At 77.0% G+C, this 22,465-nt stretch carries 24 protein-coding genes; 12 read left to right on the top strand and 12 right to left on the bottom strand.

Annotated elements, in window-relative coordinates:
- Positions 1-150: 150 nt before the first annotated feature.
- Entirely contained in the window at positions 151-282 is a 132-nt protein-coding gene (locus JD79_RS24300; RefSeq protein ID WP_281270320.1) for a hypothetical protein, read from the top strand.
- Between the two features lie 22 nt (positions 283-304).
- Here the strand turns inward: JD79_RS24300 and JD79_RS15840 are convergent, their stop codons facing one another.
- Both JD79_RS15840 and paaK read right to left on the bottom strand, forming a co-directional pair.
- On the bottom strand, positions 305-904 hold the full coding sequence (locus JD79_RS15840) for a TetR/AcrR family transcriptional regulator (protein ID WP_110006313.1): 600 nt from the start codon (positions 902-904) through the stop codon (positions 305-307).
- A complete protein-coding gene (paaK, locus tag JD79_RS15835; RefSeq protein WP_110006312.1) occupies positions 901-2,232 on the bottom strand; it encodes a phenylacetate--CoA ligase PaaK in 1,332 nt (443 codons plus the stop codon). Before paaK ends, JD79_RS15840 begins: the two co-directional genes overlap by 4 nt.
- A 116-nt stretch (positions 2,233-2,348) precedes the next feature.
- Between paaK and paaA the strand changes: the two genes are divergently transcribed.
- The 5 genes from paaA to paaE all read left to right on the top strand — a co-directional run bounded on the left by paaA (position 2,349) and on the right by paaE (position 6,245).
- Positions 2,349-3,323 (top strand): 1,2-phenylacetyl-CoA epoxidase subunit PaaA, encoded by a 975-nt coding sequence (paaA, locus tag JD79_RS15830; protein WP_110006311.1) that lies wholly within the window; start codon positions 2,349-2,351, stop codon positions 3,321-3,323.
- Positions 3,320-3,688: a 1,2-phenylacetyl-CoA epoxidase subunit PaaB gene (paaB, locus tag JD79_RS15825; RefSeq protein WP_110006310.1), complete on the top strand. Its 369-nt coding sequence runs from the start codon at positions 3,320-3,322 to the stop codon at positions 3,686-3,688. Before paaA ends, paaB begins: the two co-directional genes overlap by 4 nt.
- Before the next feature lie 63 nt (positions 3,689-3,751).
- Complete coding sequence (paaC, locus tag JD79_RS15820) at positions 3,752-4,660, top strand: 1,2-phenylacetyl-CoA epoxidase subunit PaaC (protein ID WP_110006309.1); 909 nt, start codon at positions 3,752-3,754, stop codon at positions 4,658-4,660.
- Positions 4,657-5,160, top strand: coding sequence for a 1,2-phenylacetyl-CoA epoxidase subunit PaaD (gene paaD / locus JD79_RS15815; protein WP_211308001.1), 504 nt, complete (start codon positions 4,657-4,659; stop codon positions 5,158-5,160). The genes paaC and paaD overlap by 4 nt, the downstream gene beginning before the upstream one ends.
- Positions 5,161-5,162: 2 nt before the next feature.
- The gene (gene paaE / locus JD79_RS15810; protein WP_110006308.1) at positions 5,163-6,245 is read left to right on the top strand and encodes a 1,2-phenylacetyl-CoA epoxidase subunit PaaE; all 1,083 of its coding nucleotides are present in this window, start codon (positions 5,163-5,165) and stop codon (positions 6,243-6,245) included.
- A gap of 16 nt (positions 6,246-6,261) precedes the next feature.
- Here paaE and JD79_RS15805 read toward each other — a convergent pair whose 3' ends face one another.
- Entirely contained in the window at positions 6,262-6,582 is a 321-nt protein-coding gene (locus tag JD79_RS15805; protein ID WP_110006307.1) for an EthD family reductase, read from the bottom strand.
- A gap of 152 nt (positions 6,583-6,734) precedes the next feature.
- Here JD79_RS15805 and JD79_RS22765 point away from each other — a divergent pair, with 152 nt between their 5' ends.
- Entirely contained in the window at positions 6,735-6,884 is a 150-nt protein-coding gene (locus JD79_RS22765) for a hypothetical protein (RefSeq protein ID WP_170149236.1), read from the top strand.
- Between the two features lie 3 nt (positions 6,885-6,887).
- Here the strand turns inward: JD79_RS22765 and JD79_RS15800 are convergent, their stop codons facing one another.
- From JD79_RS15800 to JD79_RS15785, 4 genes are read right to left on the bottom strand one after another with little or no spacing between them, the layout of a single operon-like run.
- A complete protein-coding gene (locus JD79_RS15800; protein ID WP_110006306.1) occupies positions 6,888-7,085 on the bottom strand; it encodes a hypothetical protein in 198 nt (65 codons plus the stop codon).
- A gap of 53 nt (positions 7,086-7,138) precedes the next feature.
- Complete coding sequence (locus tag JD79_RS15795) at positions 7,139-8,773, bottom strand: bifunctional 3'-5' exonuclease/DNA polymerase (RefSeq protein ID WP_110006305.1); 1,635 nt, start codon at positions 8,771-8,773, stop codon at positions 7,139-7,141.
- 52 nt (positions 8,774-8,825) lie between these two features.
- Positions 8,826-9,632 carry a DivIVA domain-containing protein gene (locus tag JD79_RS15790; RefSeq protein ID WP_110006304.1) on the bottom strand — a complete coding sequence of 269 codons (807 nt, stop codon included), beginning with the start codon at positions 9,630-9,632 and terminating at the stop codon, positions 8,826-8,828.
- Positions 9,629-10,753 (bottom strand): globin domain-containing protein, encoded by a 1,125-nt coding sequence (locus JD79_RS15785; RefSeq protein WP_245900138.1) that lies wholly within the window; start codon positions 10,751-10,753, stop codon positions 9,629-9,631. Before JD79_RS15785 ends, JD79_RS15790 begins: the two co-directional genes overlap by 4 nt.
- A 258-nt stretch (positions 10,754-11,011) precedes the next feature.
- Between JD79_RS15785 and JD79_RS15780 the strand changes: the two genes are divergently transcribed.
- Both JD79_RS15780 and JD79_RS15775 read left to right on the top strand, forming a co-directional pair.
- Positions 11,012-12,268, top strand: a complete 1,257-nt coding sequence (locus tag JD79_RS15780) for a globin domain-containing protein (RefSeq protein ID WP_110006302.1) — start codon at positions 11,012-11,014, stop codon at positions 12,266-12,268.
- 26 nt (positions 12,269-12,294) lie between these two features.
- A complete protein-coding gene (locus tag JD79_RS15775; protein ID WP_110006301.1) occupies positions 12,295-12,588 on the top strand; it encodes a hypothetical protein in 294 nt (97 codons plus the stop codon).
- Here JD79_RS15775 and JD79_RS15770 read toward each other — a convergent pair.
- A complete protein-coding gene (locus JD79_RS15770; protein WP_170149235.1) occupies positions 12,585-13,898 on the bottom strand; it encodes an FAD-binding oxidoreductase in 1,314 nt (437 codons plus the stop codon). The two genes, JD79_RS15775 and JD79_RS15770, sit on opposite strands and share 4 nt — an antisense overlap.
- Before the next feature lie 173 nt (positions 13,899-14,071).
- Between JD79_RS15770 and JD79_RS15765 the strand changes: the two genes are divergently transcribed.
- Positions 14,072-16,960, top strand: coding sequence for an AfsR/SARP family transcriptional regulator (locus JD79_RS15765; RefSeq protein WP_110006299.1), 2,889 nt, complete (start codon positions 14,072-14,074; stop codon positions 16,958-16,960).
- Here the strand turns inward: JD79_RS15765 and mug are convergent.
- Both mug and JD79_RS22760 read right to left on the bottom strand, forming a co-directional pair.
- Entirely contained in the window at positions 16,957-17,502 is a 546-nt protein-coding gene (gene mug, locus JD79_RS15760; protein WP_281270352.1) for a G/U mismatch-specific DNA glycosylase, read from the bottom strand. The genes JD79_RS15765 and mug overlap by 4 nt on opposite strands.
- Before the next feature lie 32 nt (positions 17,503-17,534).
- On the bottom strand, positions 17,535-17,915 hold the full coding sequence (locus JD79_RS22760; RefSeq protein WP_170149057.1) for a DUF4267 domain-containing protein: 381 nt from the start codon (positions 17,913-17,915) through the stop codon (positions 17,535-17,537).
- Between the two features lie 153 nt (positions 17,916-18,068).
- Between JD79_RS22760 and JD79_RS22755 the strand changes: the two genes are divergently transcribed.
- Positions 18,069-18,821 carry an alpha/beta fold hydrolase gene (locus JD79_RS22755; RefSeq protein WP_170149234.1) on the top strand — a complete coding sequence of 251 codons (753 nt, stop codon included), beginning with the start codon at positions 18,069-18,071 and terminating at the stop codon, positions 18,819-18,821.
- Positions 18,822-18,830: 9 nt separating this feature from the next.
- Here JD79_RS22755 and JD79_RS23125 read toward each other — a convergent pair whose 3' ends face one another.
- Together JD79_RS23125 and JD79_RS15740 are read right to left on the bottom strand one after the other, a co-directional pair.
- Complete coding sequence (locus JD79_RS23125; RefSeq protein WP_211308000.1) at positions 18,831-20,384, bottom strand: GDSL-type esterase/lipase family protein; 1,554 nt, start codon at positions 20,382-20,384, stop codon at positions 18,831-18,833.
- A 52-nt stretch (positions 20,385-20,436) separates the two neighbouring features.
- A complete protein-coding gene (locus tag JD79_RS15740) occupies positions 20,437-21,615 on the bottom strand; it encodes an FAD-dependent oxidoreductase (RefSeq protein ID WP_110006297.1) in 1,179 nt (392 codons plus the stop codon).
- 99 nt (positions 21,616-21,714) lie between these two features.
- On the opposite strand from JD79_RS15740, the gene JD79_RS15735 reads away from it, so the two are divergent.
- Positions 21,715-22,458, top strand: a complete 744-nt coding sequence (locus JD79_RS15735) for a dienelactone hydrolase family protein (RefSeq protein WP_211307999.1) — start codon at positions 21,715-21,717, stop codon at positions 22,456-22,458.
- Positions 22,459-22,465 lie beyond the last annotated feature (7 nt).

Genomic DNA, 22,465 nt, shown 5'->3' with positions numbered 1-22,465 from the left:
CCCCGGCTCGGCGACGCGCGGCAGTGGCGGAGCACACGGGGGCGTTTCCCTCCCGTTCACGGGCGCTTCGCCGTCCTGCAACGGCCCGCGGGGACCGTGGGACGCGGCCGAGACGACGACGTCCCCGATCCCGATCCACCTGGAGACGCCATGACTCCCCCTGCCACCCGACCCACCCCGCTCACCACCCGCGCCCGCTCGTGGCTGCGCCGCCTCGACACGTACACGCTCGAGGTCTTCAACCCGGGGGCGCCCTACCGCCCGCGTCCCGACCGGGGCTGACACGGCCCGGCGCGCCCGCCCGTCAGGGGCGGGCGCGCAGGCCCTCGAACGTGGTGGCGACCAGCGCGTCGGCCAGCGCGTCGGCGGACAGGGCACCGCCGGGCCGGAACCACTCCGTCAGCGAGTTCACCGTGCCGAACAGCAGCCGGCTGGTGACGGCGGGGTCGACGTCGGGACGCACGTCGCCCTCCTCCTCGGCCGAGCGCACGAGGTCGGTGACGATCCGGTCGAAGTCGCGCCGCCGGGCCAGGGCCGCCTCCTCCACCGCGGAGTTGCCGCGCACCCGCAGCAGCAGGGTCACGAACGGCAGCTCGGCGGCGAGCACGCGGACCGAGCCGCGCACCACGTGCTCGAGCCGGTCGATCGCCCGGCCGGTGACGGCCGCCGGCTCCTCGGTGACGGCGAACAGCGCGTCCAGCGCCCGGTCCAGGGCCAGCCGCAGCAGCTCCACCTTGCTCGGCACGTGGTGGTAGATCGCCGACTTGGTGACGCCCAGCCGCGCGGCGAGCTCCTCCATGCTGGTCGCGTCGTAGCCGCGCTCGTTGAACACCGCGACGGCGACGACGAGCAGGGTGTCCAGCGAGTGCCCGGGGCGGCCGCGGCGGACCCGCGTCTGCGTCATCCGCGGTCGCGCGAGTCGGTCATGCGCTGCAGCTTGCCCATCGACCGCGGCAGCGTCTCCGGGTCGACGACGAGCACCTCGACGCCGGAGCCGACCGTGTCCCTGACCCCCTGCTCGACGTCGGCGGCCGCACCGGGACGCCGCTCGGCCGGGCAGTCGGGGCGCGCCTCCACCCGCACCACCAGGTGGTCCATCCGCCCGCGGGTGACCAGCTCGAGCGCGAAGTGCGGGGACAGGCCAGGCGTCCGCAGCACGACCTCCTCGATCTGGGTGGGGAACAGGTTGACCCCGCGCAGGATGATCATGTCGTCGGTGCGGCCGGTGACCTTCTGCATCCGCCGCATCCCGGGGCGGGCGGTGCCGGGCAGCAGCCGGGTGAGGTCGCGGGTGCGGTACCGCACGACCGGCATGGCCTCCTTGGTCAGCGAGGTGAACACCAGCTCGCCCTCCTCGCCGTCGGGCAGCACCTCGCCGGTGACCGGGTCGATGACCTCCGGGTAGAAGTGGTCCTCCCAGACGTGCAGGCCGTCCTTGGTCTCCACGCACTCCTGCGCCACGCCGGGGCCCATCACCTCCGACAGCCCGTAGATGTCGACGGCGTGGATGCCGGCCCGCTCCTCCATCTCGCGGCGCATCTGCTCGGTCCACGGCTCGGCCCCGAAGATCCCGATCTCCAGGCTGGACTCCCGCGGGTCGAGCCCCTGCTTCTCGAACTCGTCGAGCACGGTGAGCATGTAGGTCGGCGTCACCATGACGATCCGCGGCGCGAAGTCGGTGATCAGCTGCACCTGGCGTGGCGTCATGCCGCCGGAGACCGGGACGACCGTGCAGCCCAGCGCCTCGGCGCCGTAGTGCGCCCCCAGCCCGCCGGTGAACAGGCCGTACCCGTAGGCGTTGTGCAGGGTGTCCCCCGGGCGCCCGCCGGCACCGCGGATGGACCGCGCCATGACGGCGGCCCAGGTGGCGACGTCGCGCGCGGTGTAGCCGACCACGGTGGGCCGGCCGGTGGTCCCCGAGGAGGCGTGCACGCGGCGCACCTGCTCCTTCGGGACGGCGAACATGCCGAAGGGGTAGTTCTCGCGCAGGTCGGCCTTGCTCGTCGTCGGGAACCGCGCGAGGTCCCCGAGCTCCCGGCAGTCGTCGGGGTGCACGCCGGCGGCGTCGAAGGCCCGCCGGTGGTGCGGGACGTTGTCGTAGGCGTGCCGCAGCGACCACCGCAGCCGCTCGAGCTGCTGGGCGCGCAACTCGTCGACCGACAGGCGCTCCGCCGGGTCGAGCGTCGCGGGGTCGGGGGCCTCGCCGAGGCGCCGCTGGTCCGTCGTCGTCATCCGTGCCGTCCTCGTCGCTCGGCCGCCGCTCCCGCCGGCCGGCGCTTGTGCGCACGGGCGGCGTGCGGAACACTATTCCTGACCGGACGGTCAGTAAACAAGCTCGAGGAGACGCGATGTCCGCGCCCGCCCTGGACCGACCCGCGGCCGGCAGCCCCGGCCCCGCCGTCGATCCCGCCGCGCTGCAGCAGCAGTTCGAGGCCACGATCGCCGCCGACCACCGCATCGAGCCGCGCGACTGGATGCCGGAGGGCTACCGGAAGACGCTGGTGCGCCAGATCGCCCAGCACGCCCACTCGGAGATCATCGGGATGCAGCCCGAGGGTGACTGGCTGCTGGCGGCGCCGAGCCTGCGGCGCAAGGCGGTCCTGCTGGCCAAGGTGCAGGACGAGGCCGGGCACGGCATGTACCTCTACTCCGCGGCCGAGACGCTCGGCGCCGACCGCGCCGACCTCACCGACAAGCTCATCGAGCGCCGGCAGAAGTACAGCTCGATCTTCAACTACCCGACGCTCACCTACGCCGACGTCGGCGTCATCGGCTGGCTGGTCGACGGCGCGGCGATCTGCAACCAGGTGCCCCTGTGCCGCTCCTCCTACGGCCCCTACGCCCGCGCGATGATCCGCATCTGCAAGGAGGAGTCCTTCCACCAGCGGCAGGGCTACGAGCTGCTCATGACGATGATGCGCGGCACCGACGAGCAGCGGGCGATGGTGCAGGACGCCGTCGACCGGTGGTGGTGGCCCTCGCTGATGATGTTCGGCCCGCCCGACGACGAGAGCCCCAACTCCGCGCAGTCGATGGCGTGGGGCATCAAGCGGCACGGCAACGACGAGCTGCGCCAGCGGTTCGTGGACATGACCGTGCCGCAGGCGAAGGTCCTCGGCGTCACGCTGCCCGACCCCGACCTCACCCTCGACGAGGCGACCGGCCGCTGGCGGTTCGGCGCCATCGACTGGTCGGAGCTGCAGCGGGTGATCAGCGGCGACGGCCCCTGCAACGCCGAGCGCATCGCCCGCCGGCGCGCCGCCCGCGACGACAACGCCTGGGTCACCGAGGCGGCCACCGCCTACGCGGCCAAGCACGCATGAGCGCCGACCTGACCGCCGAGGGCGGGCACGGCGCCGTCCCCACCGGGCCGGAGGTGCCCACGTCGCCGTCGCCGTCGGTGAGCCGGCGCGACTGGCCGCTCTACGAGGTGTTCGTGCGCGGCAAGCGCGGCCTCAACCACGTGCACGTGGGGTCGCTGCACGCACCCGACGACGAGATGGCGGTGCACGCCGCGCGCGACCTCTACACCCGGCGCAACGAGGGCGTGAGCATCTGGGTGGTCCGGGCCGCCGACATCACCGCCTCCAGCCCCGACGAGAAGGACCCGATGTTCGCCCCCAGCGGCGACAAGGTCTACCGCCACCCGACGTTCTACGAGATCCCGGAGGACGTCCCCCACATGTGAGTGGGCCTTCGTGGCGCTGTCGGTCCCGAGGAGTCCGTCGCGCTGTTGACGCCGAGGAGAGGCATGCACGAGGAGACCGTCTACGACGCGCTGACCAACGCGCACGACGACGCCGGGCACTGGGCGTTCGGCACCGGGTTCGACGACCCGCTGGCCGGCGTCGACACCACCGTGCCCGACGGCGTCGACCCGGCCGACCTGGGCGCCTACTGCCTCATGCTCGGCGACGACGCCCTGGTCCTCGCCCAGCGGCTGATCCAGTGGATCACCGCCGCGCCGGAGCTGGAGGAGGAGGTCGCGATCGGCAACACCGGCCTGGACCTGCTCGGCCAGGCGCGGCTGCTGCTGGCCCGCGCGGGCTCCGCCGGCGTCCTCGGCCGGTCCCGGTCCCTGGCGACGGCGAGCATCCCCGACGAGGACGCGCTCGCCTACTTCCGCGACGCCGACGAGTTCCGGTGCACCGGCCTGGTCGCGGCGGAGAACGGCGACTTCGGGCAGACGATGGTCCGGCTGCTCGTGGCCTCGACCGAGCGGCTCGCGGTCTTCGCCCGGCTGCGCGGGTCCCGCGACCCGGTGCTCGCCGCCATCGCCGCCAAGGGCGTGCACGAGCTCGCCTACCACCGCGACCACGCCGCCCGCTGGGTGCTGCGCCTCGGCGACGGGACGCCGGAGTCGCACCGCCGCGCGCAGGCCGGCGTCGACGCCGTCTGGCCGCACCTGGCCGACCTGTTCACCGCCACCGGCGTCGAGGCGCGGCTGGCCGCCGCCGGGGTCGCCGTCGACCCGGCCGACGTCCGCGACGAGGTGCGCGACGTCCTCACCACCGTGCTGGAGCGGGCGACGCTGCCGGTCCCGGCCTGGCCGGCCGACGTCGCCCCGTGCGGCCGCGCCGGCGCGCACGGGCCCGAGCTGACCGGCCTGCTGGAGACGCTGCAGGGACTGGCCCGCCGGCACCCGGCGGCGACCTGGTGAGCGCCGTGCTGACCGATCCCCGGGCCGTCGCCGAGACGGTCACCGACCCCGAGCTCCCGGCGCTCACGCTCGCCGACCTGGGCGTGCTGCGCGACGTCCGCGTGCACGAGGACACCGTCGTCGTCGACATCACCCCGACCTACAGCGGCTGCCCGGCGATGGGCGTCATGCGCGCCGACCTGCTGCACGCCCTGCACGCGGCCGGCTTCGACGACGTCGAGGTCCGCACCGTGCTCTCCCCCGCCTGGTCGACCGACTGGATCACCGCGGAGGGCCGCCGCAAGCTCGCCGCGGCCGGCATCGCCCCGCCCGGGAAGGCGCCGGCCCGCGCCGCGGGGCCGGTCCCGTTGCAGCTCGGGCCGACCCGGCGGACGGCGACCTGCCCGCTGTGCGGCTCCCCGGACACCGAGGAGCTCAGCGAGTTCGGCGCGACGGCGTGCAAGGCACTGCGCCGCTGCCGCAGCTGCCGCGAGCCGTTCGAGCACGTCAAGGAGATCTGAGCGTGACCGCACCGACCAGCACCCGGCGCCGGCCGCGGTTCCACCCACTCCGGGTGGCCAGCGTCGAGCGGCTGACCGACGACGCCGTCGCGGTCACCTTCGACGTCCCACCCGAGCTGGCCGACGACTACGCCTTCCGGCCCGGGCAGGCGCTCACCCTGCGGCGGGTCGACGGCGACCGCGACGAGCGCCGGTCCTACTCCATCTGCGCGCCGGTCGGCGCCCCGCCGCGGGTCGGCGTCCGCGAGGTGCCCGGCGGCTTCTTCTCCCGCTACCTCGTGCGGGAGGTGCGCCCCGGCGACGAGATCGAGGTGCTGCCGCCGTCGGGCACCTTCACCGCCGACCTGTCCCAGCCGGCCGACCACGTCTTCGTCGTCGCCGGGTCCGGGATCACCCCCGCGCTGTCGCTGGCGGCGAGCGTGCTGCGCGACGGCGAGTCGACCGTCACCGTCTTCTACGGCAACCGGCGCACCAACACGGTGATGTTCGCCGACGAGCTGGCCGACCTGAAGGACCGCTACGGCACGCGGCTGCAGCTGGTGCACGTCCTCTCCCGCGAGCCGCGCGACGCCGAGCTGACCAGTGGCCGGCTCGACGGCGCCCGGCTGCGCGCGCTGGTCGGGGCGTTCACCGACCCGGAGCACGTCGACCACTGGTGGCTGTGCGGCCCGCACGGGATGGTCACCGACGCACGCGCGCTGCTCGACGAGCTCGGCGTCCCCTCCGACCGGGTGCACCAGGAGCTGTTCTACGTCGACGACGTCCCGCCGGAGCCGGTGCGCGGCGACGAGGAGACCGTCGCGGGCCCGAGCAGCTCGGTGACCGTCGTCCTCGACGGCCGCTCGACGACCCTGGCGCTGCCCCGCGGCGTCCCCGTCCTCGACTCCGCCCAGCGCGTGCGCTCGGACCTGCCCTTCGCCTGCAAGGGCGGCGTCTGCGGGACCTGCCGGGCGCGGGTCACCGACGGCGAGGTGGAGATGCGCCGCAACTACGCGCTGGAGGAGGAGGAGGTGCGGGCCGGCTACGTGCTGACCTGCCAGGCGCTCCCGCTGTCGGACGCGGTCACCGTCGACTTCGACGCCTGACCCCGGGTGGCCGGGGTCAGCCGGCGGCCGAGGGGTGCGGCTCGGCGGCGAACATCGTCACGAGCTCCATGCCGCCCCAGGACCGCAGGTCCGCGCCGGAGGCGGCCCACTCCTCGGTGCGGAACGCCTGCTCCATGGCCTCGGGCGACTCGAAGACCAGCTCGGCGAGCAGGAACCAGGAGGGCTCGCCGACGAACTGACGCGTCACCCGGTGGACGCGGTTCTCCAGCAGGCCGGGGGTCCGCTCCACCAGCGGCACGTGGCTGCCGAAGTAGTGCTGCTCGAAGGCGGCCGGGTCCTCGGGGGTGCGGTACAGGGCGAAGTAGCTGACGGTCACGACCGGAGCATGCCCGGACACCCGGCGGCGCGGGCTCCGCGTCGCCGCGGCCCCGTGCCCGTCGGAGGGTGTGACCGAGCGAGCAGTCCGCCCTCCCCCACCGCGGTCCCCGCGGCCGGACACTGGAGGCAGCCGATCACCAGGAGATCCCCGTGGACACCACGATGACCGCGCTGCACGAGCACTACGTCCGGCAGGTGAACGTCGCCGTCGCCGAGGACCGGATGGACCTCGTGCAGGAGTTCTACGAGCAGTACTTCGAGGAGGCGCTGCGCCGCCTGCTCGAGACCAGCGCCGCCTGAGGCTCAGCCCTCGTCGGGCTCGTCCCCGTCGGGCTCGTCCTCGTCCGGCTCGTCCTCGTCCGCCTCGTCCTCGTTCCCGTCGGTCTGCTGGACGGAGTCGTCGCCCGACCCGCAGGCGGCGACCGCCAGGGGTGAGACGGCGAGGACGACGCCCGCGACGGCGGCGCGCCACCGCCCGACGGCGCGACGGGAACCGGACACGGGACCTCCCCGGGGACGACGGACGCGGGCCTCCTCCCTGCAGCGGCCCGCCGTCAACCCGCGTCGGCCCAGGAACGGACGACGGCGACGTCGAGCGGGAAGTCGACGGGGAAGGTGCCGAACAGCAGCCGGCCCGCGGTGGCCGCGGCGGCCCGGACCTCCGTGGCGACGTCGGCGGCGAGCTCCGCCGGGGTGTGCACGACCACCTCGTCGTGCAGGAAGAACGCCAGGTGCGGCCGCTCCTCCAGCCGCTCCTCCCCCAGGCGCTCCTCCCCCAGGCGCCAGAGACGGTTGCGCAGGTCGGCCAGCCAGCACAGCGCCCACTCCGCGCCGGTGCCCTGGACGACGAAGTTGCGGGTGAACCGGCCCCACGCGCGGCGGGCGCGGTCGGAGTCCCGGCCGCCGGGCTCGGGCGCCTCCCCGAGGTCGGCGTCCCGCTCCGCCCACGCCGCGCCCGGGACCGGGGAGCCGCGCCCGAGCAGGGTGGACACCACCGCGCCCCGCTCGCCGGCCCGCGCCGCCTCCTCGACCAGCCCGATCGCCCGGGGGTAGCGGCGGGCCAGCCGCGGCACCATCCGCCCGCTCTCGCCGCGGGTGCCGCCGTAGAGCGCCCCGAGCACGCCGACCTTGGCCTCGGCGCGGGTGGCCACGACCCCGGCGTCGACCATGCCGGCGTAGAGGTCCGCCGAGCGGGCGGCGTCGGCGAGCGCGGTGTCGGCGCTCATGCCGGCGAGCACGCGCGGCTCGAGCTGGGCGACGTCGGCCACCACCAGGCACCAGCCGTCGTCGGCCACCGCCGCCGGGCGCACCTGCACCGGCACCGACAGCGCTCCCCCGCCCGAGGACGCCCAGCGCCCGGTGACCACGCCGCCGGGCAGGTAGACCGGCCGGAACCGGCCGCCGCGCGCCCAGGTGTCCAGCCAGCTCCACCCGTTGGCGGCCAGCAGCCGCGCCAGCCGCTTGTACTCCAGCAGCGGCGCGACCACGGGGTGCTCGAACCGCTCGAGCGTCCACGAGCGGGTGTCCTCGACCGGCAGTCCGGCCGTCTGCAGCGCCCGCAGCAGGACGGCCGGCGAGTCCGGGTTGAGGTCGGGCGTGCCGAGCGCGACGCGGACCTCGCCGGCCAGCGCCTCCAGCACCGGAGGCCGCAGGCCCGCCGCCGGGCGCGGGCCCACCAGCCCGGTGAGCAGCCGGTCGTGGACGTCGGCCCGCCACGGCAGCCCGGTGTGCGTCATCTCCGCCGCGGCCAGCGCCCCGGAGGACTCCGCGGCCAGCAGCAGGCCGAGCCGGGCCCGCTGCGGGGAGGCGGCGAGGACGGCCTGCTGGCGGCGGTCCTCGGCGACCGGGTCGAGCGCGTCGGCCGGGTCGGCGAGGTCGAACAGCGCCGGGTCGCCCGCGGTCACCGGCTCCAGCGCCGCCCAGCCCGGGTCCTCCGCGGGGCCGCGTGCGGCGTGGGGCGAGCGGCGCAGCACCGCCGCGCACAGCCGCAGGTCGGTGCAGCGCTCGACGCGGACGCCGGCGGCCAGCAGTGCCGGGTACCAGCGGGTGGTGTCGTCCCACACCCAGCGGACGCCGGCGCGGGCCCGCACCAGCGCCGGGAGCCCGTCGGCCGGGACCTCGGTGACCGTGCCGTCGCCCTCGTGCACCGCGACGGCGTCGCCGCGGCGGCGCAGCAGGACCCGGTCCACCGCCGCAGTGTGCCCGACCTCTCCGACGGTCCCGTCGGACCGACGCGGGGGGTCAGGACCGGTCGCGGGCGGCTCCCGTGGCCACCTGCCCGGGGGTGCCGTCGGCGGACCCGGGCTCCAGCGACTGCTCGCCGAGCAGCACCGCGGCGGCCTCGACCGTGGCCGGGTCCTGAGCCGGTGCAGGCCCGGCCGCGGGAGCCGGGGCCCGGGGTGCCGGAGCCGGCCGGGTCGCCGGGGCGCGGGAGTCCAGCACCGGTACGGCCGTCGGGTCGGCGTGGCCCCAGGCCCGCTCCACCTCGCCGATCAGCGCCTCCAGGTAGGACCGCAGCTGTGTCCGGCAGGCCTGGCCGAACGCCTGCAGGTAGGCCACCTGCTCCTGCAGCTCCTCGGCGGTCCGGGCGTTCCCCGCGTCGGCCGGCCCGCCGCCCTCGGCGACGATCCGGGCCGCGGCCTCGTGGGCCGCCTGGATCATCGCGCCGACCTTCTCGCGCGCCGTCCGCAGCTGCTCGTCGTACTGCTGCTGCGCCTCGCTGACCATCACCCGGCTGAACGTCTCCGCCTCCGCCACGTACTGGTCCGCGGTCTGCTGGGCGACCGCCAGCAGGCTCACCGCCTGCGCCGTCGGCTCCTCCCGCGGCCTGCCCTCGCCCACCTGGGCCTGCAGCGCCTGCACCCGGTCGCGGAGCTCGCCCTTCTCCGCGTGCAGGTGGGCCAGTTCCTCGCCCACCCGCTCGAGGAACCGGTCGACCTCGGCATCGCTGTAGCCGGGGTGCAGCATCGATGACCGGGTGAACCGCACCTCGCGCACGTCCGCGGGGGTCAGCCGCCGACCGTTGGAGGCCACCTGCTCGGACGTCATGACGTCACCTCTCCATCGACATCGGGTCCGGGACGGCTGGGGGCGAACACCTCGGTGCGGACGCGGTCCCGGGGCAGTCCGTGTTGCAGCAGCCGCTCGACGGTGTCGTCGACCATCGCCCGGGGACCGGCGACGTAGGCCTCACGGCTGGCCCACGGCCCGGAGCGCGCCACCACCTCGCCGACGTCGCCCTGCGCCCACTGCGAGTCCCCGTCCTCGGAGACGGCGACGCTGACGGTGAGCCAGGGGTTCTCCTGCTCCAGCCGCGCCAGGTCCGCCCCGTCGTAGAGGTCCGCCTCGGTGCGGACGCCGACGAACAGGTCCACCCGCCGGGGTGGGCCGTTGCGGGCGACGTGGTCGACGATCGCCTTGAGGGGCGCCAGTCCCGTGCCTCCCGCCACCAGCAGCAGGTCACGGTCGGAGTCGGGATCGAAGCGCAGGTGGTCCACCGGGGGCCCGAGCCGCAGCACGTCCCCGACGTCGACCTGCCGCACGAGGGCGGTGCTGACCGGCCCGCCGGCCTGCGCCCGCGCGTGGATCTCCAGCTCGCCGTCGGGCCGGCAGGCGTTGGCCGGCGAGTAGTAGCGCCACAGCCGCGGCCGCAGCTCCGTCTCCAGGGAGATCGACTCCCCGGGGCGGTAGGGCAGCGGGATCTTCGTCCGCAGTCGCAGGACGGCGGTGTCGACGGTGCGCCGCTCGTGCGCCGTCACGTCGGCGTCCCACCACGGTGGCTCGTCGGCCATCTCGTCAGCGGCGGCGACCATCACCGAGGCGACCAGCTCGTAGGCCGCCGTCCAGTCCGCGGCCAGCGCGTCGTCCCAGTCCTCGTCGAAGTGCGCGAGCGTGGCCAGCAGGCTCGCGCCCACGGCGGGGTAGTGCTCGGCCACCGTCCCGAACTTGCGGTGGTCGCGCCCCAGCTGCTGCAGGATCGGCACGAGGGAGTCGAGGTCGTCGACCCGCGCCACCACCTCGCCGAGCGCGGCGAAGAGCCGGTCGCGCTGGTGTGCCATCGAGACCGGGAACATCTGCCGGGTCTCGGGATGGGCGAGGAACAGGTGCGAGTAGAACCACAGCGGCGCCTCGTCCCCCGCGGCCGCGGCCTTGGAGAAACTCGTGCGCATCGCAGGAACGTCCACAGTCGCCCCCCGTGGGCCGTCGGCTCAGCCGTGTGACCTGGCGCACACTAGCGAGGCCTCCGGACGGCGGCTAGACCTCCACCAGCGCTGATCCGATCGATTTCCGGCGCCGGTCCTGGCAGGGTCGCCGCGGGGCGCGCCGGTGTGGACACCCCTCCCCGCGGACGGCAGCGACGGGCGGGCGCGGACACGGGGAGCCCAGCAGGCTGCTGTCCGGCCGTCGGCCCGCCCGAGGAGGACCGCATGCTCTCTGACCGATCCCGTCCCGTGATCGAGGCGACGCTGCCCGTGGTCGCCGACAACATCCAGGAGATCGCCCGGCGCTTCTACGGGCACCTGTTCGGCGCGCACCCCGAGCTGTTCGACGGCGTCTTCAACCGCGGCAACCAGGCCACCGGGGAACAGCAGGTCGCGCTGGCCGGCTCCGTCGCCGTGTTCGCCGGCACGCTGGTGAAGACGCCGGAGCAGCTCCCCGAGCAGCTGCTGTCGCGGATCGCGCACAAGCACGTCTCGCTCGGGATCACCCCGGCCCAGTACGACGTCGTCCACGAGCACCTGTTCTGGGCCATCGTCGACGTGCTCGGCGACGCGGTCACCCCGGAGGTGGCCGCGGCCTGGGACGAGGTCTACTGGCTCATGGCCTACGCGCTCGTCCACCAGGAGCGCGGCCTCTACAGCGCCCGGGGTGTGCGCCCGGAGACGGTGTGGCGGGAGTGGGAGGTCGCCGAGAAGGTCCAGGAGACCGCCGACGTCGTCACCTTCCGGGTGCGGCGGATCGACCACCGGCTGGTCACGACGTCGCTGCCCGGCCAGTACGTCACCGTGCAGGTGCCGCTGCCCGACGGCGTGCGCCAGCCACGCCAGTACAGCCTCACCCGCGCCGACGACGGCGAGCACCGCTCGTTCTCGGTCAAGCGGGTGCGCGGCGAGGACGGGCCCGCCGGCGAGGTCTCCAACCACCTGTGCGACCACGTGCAGGTCGGCGACCGGCTGACGCTCTCGGCGCCCTTCGGTGACGTCGTCCTCGACGACTCCGGCCGGCCGGTCGTGTTCGCCAGCGCCGGCATCGGGATCACCCCGATGGCCGGGATGCTCTCCCACCTGGCCGCGGCGCGCTCCTCCCTGCCCGTCACGCTGCTGCACGCCGACCTGGACGAGGACGCCTTCGCGCTGCGTCGCCAGGTGCTCGGGGACCTCCGCACGCTGCCGGACGCCGCCGTCCACGTCTGGTACGAGCGCGGCGCCGAGACGACGCTCCCCGTCGACGGCGTGCACGCCGGGACCATGGACCTCGACGCGGTGGAGCTGCCCGAGGGCGCCGCCTACTACCTGTGCGGGCCGCTGCCGTTCATGCGCGCGGTCCGGAGCAGCCTGATCGACCGGGGTGTGCCCGCCCGCGACGTCCAGTACGAGGTCTTCGGCCCCGACCTGTGGCAGGCCGACCTCGCCTCCGAGCCGGCGCCGGGCGCCCGGGCGGAGCCGGCGGGGGCGGGCCGGTAGGCCGGGGACCCGCGCACACTGGCGGGGTGACCGCTCCGCGCTCGGCCGCTCCCCGCCGCGGCGTCGTCCGCCTGCTCGTCACCGCCGGCGGGCGGGCGCTGGTGCTGGCGGGGGAGGTCGACGCCGCAGCGGTGGAGGCCTTCTGGAGCTGCTACGGGCGGGAGCCGGTGCCGGTCGACCGCGTCGACGCCGGTTCGGTCACCGCGCTGTCGGCGTCGGGCCGCGAGCTGCTCGCCGACACCCTCGAGGCCGCCGAGCTGGCCGGCCGTCCCGTGGCGCTGCGGCCCTCGCCGGTGGTCAGCGCCGCGCTGGGCGGCTAGCCCCGCCCGGGCACCGCGCCCTCGAGGATGCGGTGCGGGTCGGTGGCCGCCGCCAGCGCGGCGAGCCGGTCCCGGACGGCGGGCGAGGGCGTGCGCGCCAGCACGTCCGGCGCCGCACCCCACCCGTGCGCGGTGGCGCGGCCGCCCAGGTCACCGCCGAGCGCGGCGGCCAGCTGCTCGGCACAGGCACGGGTGGCCGCGCGGTCCTCCGCGCCGGTGCCGCCGACGACCCGCACCGCCAGCCGCGCGTCCCGGTGGCAGACCGCACTCGGCTGCTGCGGCACCCACCTCAGCGCGCCGCCGAGCAGCCGCACCTCCACCGTCCGCGGCCGGCTGCCGCCCGCCGCCCGGAGCAGGGCGCCGGTCGCGCCGCCGGAGAGCCGGTCGAGCAGCAGCGAGGACTCCACACCGCCGGTCAGCCCGGGCGCCGCCAGGCCGGCGGGCCCGCGCGGCGCGAGGTCGGCCCGGGCCGGCGGCGCGGCGGCACGCAGCCGGTCGAGCAGCGCGTCGCCGTCGTCGGCCTCGCCGGTCCAGGCGAAGCGCACGGTCACCGCACCCTCGCCCTCCCGCGGCCGGGTGAGCAGCAGCGAGGTCCCCGCCTGCGGGGGCAGCCCCGCGGACCAGGTGCGCCAGGCCTCGGCCACCCGGGGGGCGTCGGTCCCGGCCCAGGACAGCTCCCCGCCGTAGCGCGGCCCGGCGGCCAGCAGGTCCAGCTCCACGGCGGTGACCACGCCGAGCGCCGCGCCGCCGCCGCGCACGCCCCAGTACAGGTCGGCGTCGTCGCCCGGCGTGACCCGGCGCAGGACGCCGTCGCCGGTGACGAGCTCCACCGCCCGGACCCGGTCCCCGGCCAGTCCGTAGGTCCGGGCCAACGGCCCGACGCCGCCGCCGGTGACCGTGTCGGCGACCCGTTCGGCGGCCGAGGCGCCGGTGATGGGGGTGAACCCGTGCGGCGCGGCCGCGTCGGCCAGCGTCCGCCACCGCACCCCCGCGCCGACCCGCGCCCAGCCCGCGGGCGACACGGTCACGCCGGCCAGCCCGCCGGGGTCCACGGCCAGGCGCCGGGCCGGGCCGTCGTCGACCCGGCCGGGCCCGCGGACGGTCACGGGGACGCCGTGCCGGCCGGCCAGCCGCAGCGCGGCGACCACGTCGGAGACCTCCCCGACCCGCAGGACCGACCCGGCGGTCAGCACGGCCGACGGCGAGAGCCGGGCGGCCAGTGCGGCGGTCAGGTCGGGCGGCAGGACGGCCGGCCGCGGCTCTCCGAGGAGGTCCGGCAGCGGCGACGGAGGAACGGGGAGGGTGGTCACGAGGCGTCTCCTGGTGCGGTGGTCGGTGCACCCGGAGGGTGTCGGTGCGTCCTTGGTGTCCCCTTGTCGGCCGCTTGGGCAGCAGGTCACGCGCACGCGGTGCAGGTCACCGGCAGGTCACGGGGCGCCGGAGACCCACCACCGGGGCGTTCCGGTACCTAGGCTGCGCCGCGATGACCGCCACCTCGTACCGCGTGCTCGGACCCGTGGAGGTCTGGCGCGACGGGCAGCTCCTGGCTCCGCAGTCCCCCCGCCACCGCGCGGTCCTCGCCGCGCTGCTGGTCGACCCCGGTCGCACGGTCCCCGTCGACCTGCTCGTCGACCGCGTGTGGAGCGGCCAGCCGCCCACGGCGGTCTCGGCCACGCTGCAGTCGATCGTGTCCCGGCTGCGCCGGGAGCTCGAGCCCGACGTCACCGGCGGTCGCTGGACGCTCCTGGTCACCCGGGAGCCCGGCTACCGCCTCGAGGTGGCCCCCGAGGACGTCGACGCCGTCCGCTTCGTGCAGCTGCTGCGCGCGGCCCGCGACCTCGCCGCGCGGGGCGACGCCGAGGGCGCCCGGGCCGCGGTCGCCGAGGGCCTGGCGCTGTGGCGGGGCCCGGCCTACGCCGATGTCGCGGCCGCCTTCGCCGCCGAGGAGTCCGAGCGGCTCGAGCAGCTGCGGCTGGCCGCCCGCGAGCTCGCCGCCGAGCTGGACCTGCGGCTGGGCCGGCACGCCGAGATCGTCGACGACGTCCGCGAGCTGCTGCGCGCCGAGCCGCTGCGCGAGGGCCTGCGCGCCTCGCTGATGCTGGCGCTGTACCGCTGCGGGCGGCAGGCCGAGGCGCTCGAGGTCTACGACGAGGGCCGCCGGCTGCTCGCCGACGGGCTGGGGGTCGACCCCGGGCGGGCACTGCAGTCGCTGTACGAGCAGATCCTCCGGCAGGACCCGGCGCTGGCCGGGCCGGCGGCCCCTCCCGCCGCCCCGGCACCGGAGCCCGCCCCGGCTCCGCCGGCGCCGCCCGCGGTCCGGGCCCTGGGACCGCTGCCCGTCCCGCTGACCGCGTTCGTCGGGCGCACCGCCGAGCTCGCCCGCCTGGGCGCGGCCCTGTCCGGACAGCGCCTGGTCACCCTGGTCGGGCCCGGGGGCAGCGGCAAGACGCGGCTGGCGCTGGAGGCCGCGCGACGCCGTCCGGCCGGGGCACCGCCCGCGGCGCTGGTGGAGCTGGCCGGCGTCGAGGACCCCGAGCTGGTCGCCGCCCAGGTGGCCACCGTCCTCGGCGTGACGCTGGCCGGCGGCGATCCGCTGGGCGCCGTCGCCACCGCCCTGCAGGACCGGCCGCTGCTGCTGGTGCTGGACAACTGCGAGCACGTCGTCGACGCCGCCGCCGCGGTCTGCGCCGCGCTGCTGCCCCGCTGCCCCGAGCTGCGGGTGCTCGCCACCTCGCGCGAGCCGCTCGGCCTGCCCGGCGAGGCGGTGCTGCCCTGCGGCCCGATGCCGGCCGGCGCGCCCGGCAGCGACGCCGAGCAGCTGTTCCTCGACCGCGCCCGGCTGGCCGCACCCCACCTCGCCGACCCGTCGGAGGAGGACCTGCGGCACGTGCGCGAGCTGGTGGCGGCCCTCGACGGGCTGCCGCTGGCCGTCGAGCTGGCCGCCGCCTGCCTGACCACCCTGCCGCTGGCCGAGGTGGCCGGGCGGGTCGACGACCGGTTCGCCCTCCTGTCGGGCGGCTGGCGCACCGCGGTGCCGCACCAGCGCACGCTCGCGGCCACCGTGCAGTGGAGCGTCGACCTGCTCTCCCCCGCCGAGCTCGCCGTCTTCCGGGCCGTGGCGGTCCTGCCGGGCACCTTCGGTCCCGACCTGGTCGAGGCGGTCGCCGGCCCGGAGGTCGACGGCGGCGCGCTGGAGCTCCTCCGGGTGCTGGTGGCCAAGTCGCTCGTCGAGCTCGACCACGGCACCCGCCGTTACCGGATGCTGGAGACGCTGCGGCAGTACGCCGAGCAGGGGCTCGACGAGACCGGGTCCCGGCGGCTGCGCGACCGGCTGACCGGGTTCGCCGTCGACCTCACCGCGCGGCTCGAGCCCACGCTGCGCAGCCCGCTGTGGAGCGAGAGCGCCCGGCGGCTCGACGCCGAGCAGCCGGCGCTGCGGGCCGCGCTCGGGCACGCGCTGGCCACCGGTCAGGGCGAGGCCGCGCTGCGGATCAGCGGCGCGCTGGGCTGGTACTGGTACCGCCGCGGCCACGTGCAGGAGGGCCGCCGCTGGCTGGCCGCCGCCCTCGACGGCTCGCCCGGCGCGCCCGCCGGGGTCCGCAGCGGCGCCCTGCTCGCCGACGCGCTGCTGTCCTACCTGTCCGGCGACGTGCCCTCGCTGTGGGCGCGGACCAGCGAGATCGCCGAGACCGCCGCCGACTCCGACCCGGTGCTGCCCCTCGCCCTCGTCCTGCGCGGTTTCGTGCGGGCGCTGCTCGGCCAGCCCGACCCCGACGGCGAGGTCGCCCGCGACATCGCCCGCGGCCTGGAGCTGGCGCAGGCCTCCGGCATCGAGTGGGTGCAGGTCGAGATCGCCATGACCCTCGGGCAGTTCTCGCGCGCCGCCGGCGACACCGACGGCGCCCTGGAGCACCTGGGCCGCGCCGAGGAGCTCGCGCTGCGGCTCGGGCACTCGTGGGCGCACTCGTCGGTGCTGTGGATCCGGGCGAAGGCGCTCACCGACGTCGGGCGGGCGCCCGAGGCCCTGGGCGACCTGTGGGCGATGGTCGAGCTGACCCACCGCGAGGGCGACGCCACCGGCACCCTGGCCGGGCTGCTGGCCGCCGTCGGCGCCACGACCGCCGCGGGGCGGCCGCGGACCGCGGCGGTGCTGCTCGGCGCGGTGCAGGCCAACGCCCGGCAGGTCGGCTACGACCCGCTGCGGATGGACCCGATGGACGGCCAGCGCTACGTGACGGCCACCCGCGAGGCGCTCGAGGAGGTCGAGTACGACACCGCCCTGGCCGAGGGCGCCGCGCTGGACCGGGGCGAGGCCGTGGCGATGGTCGGCCGGCTGGCGGAGGAGGCCCGGGCGACCGAGCCGGCGCGCTAGTCCGGGGCGGCGCGCTGGTCCGGGGCGGCGCGCTGGTCCGGGGCGGCGCGCTGGTCCGGGTCGCGCAGCCCGGCGTACAGCCGGGCGAGGTCGGGCAGCCGGAAGTGCGCGTTCAGCCCGCTCGGGTTGGGCAGCACCCAGGTGTCGGCGCCGCCGATCCGGTCGGGCTGGCGGCCCCAGCCCGCGCGGGCGGAGCCGACGGCGAGCCGCCAGGCGGTGAGTCCCAGGACCGCGACCACCCGCGGCCGGTGCTCCTCCACCAGGCGACCCAGGGCCGCGGCGCCGTCGCGGAGCTCGTCGGCGGTCAGCTCGGCCGCCGTCCGGGTCGGCCGGTCGACGAGGTTGGTCACCCCGAGGCCGAAGCGGAGCAGCTCGCGGTCCTCCTCCGGCGCGAGCCGGCGCGGGGTGAGCCCGGCCAGGTGCAGGGCGGGCCAGAACCGGTTGCCGGGCCGCGCGAAGTGGTGCCCCCGCGCCGCCGAGAGCAGCGACGGGTTGATGCCGCAGAACAGGACGTCGAGGCCGGGCGCGACGACGTCGGGCAGCGGCTTGCCGGCGCCTCCGGCGGGTCCCGGGGTCAGTCCTGCATCCCCCGGACCGCCAGCGCGGCCGCGGCGTAGACGGCCGAGCTCGTCACGGCTCGCACGGTGGTGGCCCGGCCGGACCCGCGGGCAGCGCCCAGCGCGGTGAGCACGTCGAGGACGTTGGCTGCGGCGAGCAGGAGCAGCCCCCGGTCGACCTCCTCCCGCGTCCGCGCGGTGAGCGTCGAGACGGACAGGGCCAGCGCCCGGCTGCCGAAGAGCCGCTGCAGCTGCAGCCCCTGCGGCGTCGGGGGGACGCCGTACCCGGCGGCGACCAGCCGCGGGGCGAGGACGCTCACCGCCCCGAACGCCAGCCCGGAGGCGCCGAGCGCCCGCACTGCCGTCTGCCTGCGGATGCCTGCGATGGTGGTGGCCACGGTCGTCTCCAGTCGCCGACCCGGACGGCCCGCGTGCTGAGCCGCCTGCCGCGAGCCAACCAGCAGTGCGGAGGCCGCGCACGCGGGAGCCGGCGCCGCCACACTGGCCCTCGGGACCCGCGTCCGTGCGCCGTCCGGCACCAGGAGGTTCCGTTGCCGACCGACCTCCTCCACGCCGACAGGGAGACCCCGTTGGGGCGGGTGCACAGCCGCTCGGTGGGCAGCCGGCGCGACGGCGTCGCCGAGGTCGTGGTGGTCCAGGGCATCGGGGTGTCGGACTACCTCGTCCCCGGGCTGCGGGAGCTGGGCCGGTGGACCCGCGCCCACCTGGTCGAGCTGCCCGGGTTCTCCGGCAGCGGGGAGCCGCCGCACGAGCTCGACGTCGTGGAGTTCGGCGACGCCGTCGTCGCCTGGCTCCGCGCCGCGGACCTGGGCCCCGTGGTGCTCGCCGGCCACTCCGGCGGCACCCAGGTCGCGGCCCGGGCCACCCTGCGGCGCCCACCGGGTGTGCGCGGCCTGGTGCTGGCCGGCCCGGCGGTCGACCCGCGGTACCGGAGCCTCGGCGGCGTGCTGCGGGCCTGGCACCGGAACCGCCGCCTGGAGCCGCCGGACCTCGACGACGCCCACCGCCCGGAGCGGGAGCGGGCCGGCCTGCGGCGGGTCCTGCACGCGGTGCGGGCGTCCCTGGCCGACCGGCTCGAGGACGTCGTCGGCGAGGTCGACGTCCCGGTCCTCGTGCTGCGCGGCGCCGACGACCTGCTGTGCACCGAGGAGTGGGCCCGCGCTCTGAGCCGGGCCGCGCGGGACGGCCGGTTCGTGTCGGTGCCCGGCGCGCACAGCTTCGTCTGGACCGCGCCGGCGGCGTGGTCCGAGCCGATCCACCGGCTCGCCGCACAGGTCGGCTGAGCGTCCGGGTCAGCCCGCGGGCGCGACGAGCCGATCGGCGGCCTCCCGAGCCACCTCGTGCGGGACCTCGTGGCCGCCGTCGAACTCGCGGTAGGTGACCTCGTACCCCTCGCCCCGGAGCGCGGGGACGATCTCCCGGCTGGTCCGGTCGACCGGCAGCACGTCGTCCGCCGTGCCGTGGGAGACGAACACCCGGGGCCGCCCGGTCCGGCCGGCCGGGGGCACGAAGCCCGGGGAGAAGGCGACGACCTGCCGGAACAGCCGGCCGTTGGCCAGCCCGAGTCCGAGCGCGTAGGACCCGCCGTCGGAGAAGCCCGCGACGGCGATCCGCTCCGGGTCGACGGGGAGCGCCGCGAACACCGCGGCCAGCGCCCGGTCGACGAGCGCGACGTCGGGGCCGTGGCCGCGCGTCACGGCGTCCCAGGTCGGGCCGCGGGAGGCCGGGGCCAGGAGCACCAGACCGCGCTCGTCGGCCGGCGACCGCAGCAGGCCGAGCCCGCCCTCCGCGTCCCCTCCCGCACCGTGCAGGACGACGACGAGCGGGGCCGGCCCGGTCAGCCCGCCCGCCGGGACGTGCAGCAGGGCGTCGCGCACCTCCTCCAGGCCCAGCGCGGTGGTGCCCGGGGACGGCGGCAGGGCGCTGGGCGCGGCCACCGGGCGGGCGGTGAGCACCGCCGCGGCACCGGACGCCGCGGGTGGGCCGGGCAGCCGGGCCGCGCAGCCGGTCAGCAGACCGGCCGCGGCGACCCGGCCCGCCGCGAGGAGCAGGAGCCGACGGGTGACCACGACCCCCCGGTACCCACCCCGGGGCCTCAGCGCAGGTGCAGCGCCTGCACCGCCCGGGCGGCCATCTCCCGCTCCCCCAGGGCGTTCGGGTGCACGATCACCGCGTTGGTGCCCTGCAGGACCGGCTCGACCCAGCGGACGCCGATCGGCCGGGCACGCGTCGTGCCCGGCGGAGGCGGCCGACAGGTCGACGAACGTCACGCCGGTGGCCGCGGCCGCCCGCCGGACGGCGTCGTTCAGCGTGGCCTGCAGCCCGTACGGGTAGGGGACGTCGCCCTCGGCGATCGGCATCCGGTCGAAGCAGCCACCGGTCGGCGGCAGGATCGCCGGGTACCCGAGGATCGCCACCCGCGCCCGCGGGGCGGCCTGCCGCACCGCCGACAGCGCCTCGACCAGCGCCGGGTAGGTGGTGGTGCGGACGGTGTCCTCGAACGAGGTGCCGTAGGTGTCGCGGCACGGGCTGCCCTGCCCGAGGGTGCTCACGCCGGCCGCGCCGCAGCGCAGGATCGAGGTGACGAACACGCCGCTGTCGTTGCCGCCGATGGTCATCGTGACCAGCTGGGTGTCCGCGGACAGCGCCTCGAGCTGGGGCGGCACCCCGGGGTGCTGGGCGGCGGTGAGGTCGGGCGGCAGGACCCCGGAGGCGGCGCTGTAGGAGTCGCCGAGGGCGACGTAGCGCAGCGGGCCGGGCACGGCCGAGGCCGGCGGGGTGAGCAGGAGGACGCCGGCGAGGGCGGCGAGCAGGACGGTCAGCGGGCGGGACCAGGGGCGGGGCACGGACCACTTCATCGGGGCCGGGGGCAGGTCCCCCGGCTCGACGACGCAGGAGTCACCGGGGAACGGCGGTCACGGGCGTGTCCCAGTCGACGTCGTGGTCGCGCATCCACGCCTGCGGGTCGCGGGCGCGCAGGACGAGCGGCATGACCGCGTCGCGGACGAGGCGGCCCACGGCCGGCGGCGACTTCGCGGCGCTCGTGCGGTGGGCCTGGGCGACCACCCGCTCCGCCCGCGCCCGGCGCAGGCCCTCGTAGACCCGCAGGGCCTCGGCGGCCGGCAGGTCGCGCAGGCAGCGGGCCAGGACGACGGCGTCCTCCATGGCCAGCGACGAGCCCTGCCCGGCGGCCGGCGAGGTGGCGTGCGCGGCGTCGCCGACGAGCACGGCGCGCCCGCGCGACCACCGCCGGACCGTGGGGAGGTCGTACGTCGTCCACCCGCGCAGCGGCCCCGGGGTGGCCTCCACCAGCTCGACCAGGGGTGACCGGTCGCCCCGGTGCAGGTCGTAGAGCAGCGCCCGCCACCGCAGGTCCGGCGTGCCGGCGACCTCCCCGTGCGGGAGCTCGCGGTCCAGCGGCGGGTTGGCGAACCACCAGGTCGTGCCGTCCGGCGCGGCGAGGTACCCGCCGAAGCCGCGCCGGCCGAAGTACATCGTCAGCCGGCCGACCTCGGCGTCGGCCGGGACGTGGTCGGCGTAGCCCGCGGTGTTGAGCACCGGGACGAAGCGCGGCGGCGGGCAGCCGGGGTCGACCCAGGCCCGCACGGTCGAGCGGACGCCGTCGGCGCCGACGAGGAGGTCCGCGGTCTGGGTGCGGCCGTCGGCGAACTCCGCGGTGACGCCGTCGCCGGTGTCGTGCACCCCGGTGAGCCGGGAGCCGTAGCGGACCTCGATGCCTCGCCGCTGCGCCTCGGCGTGCAGGGCGCGGTAGAGGTCGGAGCGCCGCAGCGAGATCCCGGCCGGCGGGTCGCCGGTGGGCAGGGCGCCCAGGACCCGCCCGGCGGCGTTGCGGAACTGGATGGCGTGCGTCGGGATCCCCGCGGCGCGGACGGCGTCCTCGGCACCCACCGCCCGCAGCGCGGCGAGGCCGTTGACCTGGACGCCGAGCCACGCGCCGACGTCGCCGGCCGGTTCGGGCTGGGCCTCGTGGACGGTCGCCTCGATGCCCACCCGCTGCAGCGCCATGGCCGCCACCGGTCCGGCGACCCCGCCGCCCACCACGATCGCGCGCGTCATCCCGGCATCCCCCCACACCCGGCGGCGCGCGCCAAGCCCTGCGCGCGCGGGTCCTCTGCCAGCATCGGCGGCACCGACCGGAGCCCGGGGAGGCCGTCCGTGACCGATCTCGCGCGCATCGCGCTCTCCGACGTGGAGATCCCCCCGGCGGAGGGCGGGTCACCGCGGCTGCGCGGGGTGCTCGGCGTCCCGGAGGGGCCCGGGCCGTGGCCGGGCGTCGTGCTGCTGCACGAGGCCTTCGGGGTGGACGGAGTCATGCGCCGGCAGGTGCAGCGGATGGCCGCGACCGGGTACCTGGCGCTGATGCCGGACCTGTTCAGCGACGGCGGCGCCCGGTCGTCGCTGGTGCGGACGTTCACGGCCGTGGCCGCCGGGGAGGGACGGCCGTTCGCCGACGCCGAGGCGGCCCGGTCGCACCTCGCCGCGATGCCCGGCTGCACCGGCCGCCTCGGCGTGCTGGGGTCCAGCGTCGGCGGCGGCCTGGCGCTGCACCTGGCCGCGCGCGGGTTCGACGCGGCGGCGGTGTTCTACGCGCGGCTGCCGCAGGACCCGCACACCGCGCTGGTCGGCGCCTGCCCCGTCGTGGCCGGCTACGGCGGGGCAGACCCCGGGCTGCGCGGCGCCGCCGCCGAGCTGGGCACGGTGCTCACCCGGCTCGGCGTCCGGCACGACGTCCGGGAGTACCCGGGTGCCGGGCACGGCTTCCTGCACGACGCCCCGGTGGGGCCGCGCCCGCTGCGGCCGGTGCTGCGCAACCTGCTGCGGATCCGCCCGGACGCCGGCGCCGCGGCCGACACCTGGGCCCGGACCGACGCCTGGTTCGCCGAGCACCTCCGGGGCTGACCCCGGA

Source organism: Geodermatophilus normandii (assembly GCF_003182485.1).
Lineage (GTDB): Bacteria > Actinomycetota > Actinomycetes > Mycobacteriales > Geodermatophilaceae > Geodermatophilus > Geodermatophilus normandii.
The sequence above is the reverse complement of the archived record's forward strand: the minus strand, read 5'-3'. Positions and strand labels throughout refer to the sequence as shown.

What these genes read in the sequence shown, in the direction of transcription:
- JD79_RS24300 (WP_281270320.1), top strand. Translation starts at nt 151, where the DNA reads ATGACTCCCCCTGCCACCCGACCCACCCCGCTCACCACCCGCGCCCGC.
- JD79_RS15840 (WP_110006313.1), bottom strand. Translation starts at nt 904, where the DNA reads ATGACGCAGACGCGGGTCCGCCGCGGCCGCCCCGGGCACTCGCTGGAC.
- paaK (WP_110006312.1), bottom strand. Translation starts at nt 2,232, where the DNA reads ATGACGACGACGGACCAGCGGCGCCTCGGCGAGGCCCCCGACCCCGCG.
- paaA (WP_110006311.1), top strand. Translation starts at nt 2,349, where the DNA reads ATGTCCGCGCCCGCCCTGGACCGACCCGCGGCCGGCAGCCCCGGCCCC.
- paaB (WP_110006310.1), top strand. Translation starts at nt 3,320, where the DNA reads ATGAGCGCCGACCTGACCGCCGAGGGCGGGCACGGCGCCGTCCCCACC.
- paaC (WP_110006309.1), top strand. Translation starts at nt 3,752, where the DNA reads ATGCACGAGGAGACCGTCTACGACGCGCTGACCAACGCGCACGACGAC.
- JD79_RS15790 (WP_110006304.1), bottom strand. Translation starts at nt 9,632, where the DNA reads ATGACGTCCGAGCAGGTGGCCTCCAACGGTCGGCGGCTGACCCCCGCG.
- JD79_RS15785 (WP_245900138.1), bottom strand. Translation starts at nt 10,753, where the DNA reads ATGCGCACGAGTTTCTCCAAGGCCGCGGCCGCGGGGGACGAGGCGCCG.
- JD79_RS15780 (WP_110006302.1), top strand. Translation starts at nt 11,012, where the DNA reads ATGCTCTCTGACCGATCCCGTCCCGTGATCGAGGCGACGCTGCCCGTG.
- JD79_RS15765 (WP_110006299.1), top strand. Translation starts at nt 14,072, where the DNA reads ATGACCGCCACCTCGTACCGCGTGCTCGGACCCGTGGAGGTCTGGCGC.
- JD79_RS15740 (WP_110006297.1), bottom strand. Translation starts at nt 21,615, where the DNA reads ATGACGCGCGCGATCGTGGTGGGCGGCGGGGTCGCCGGACCGGTGGCG.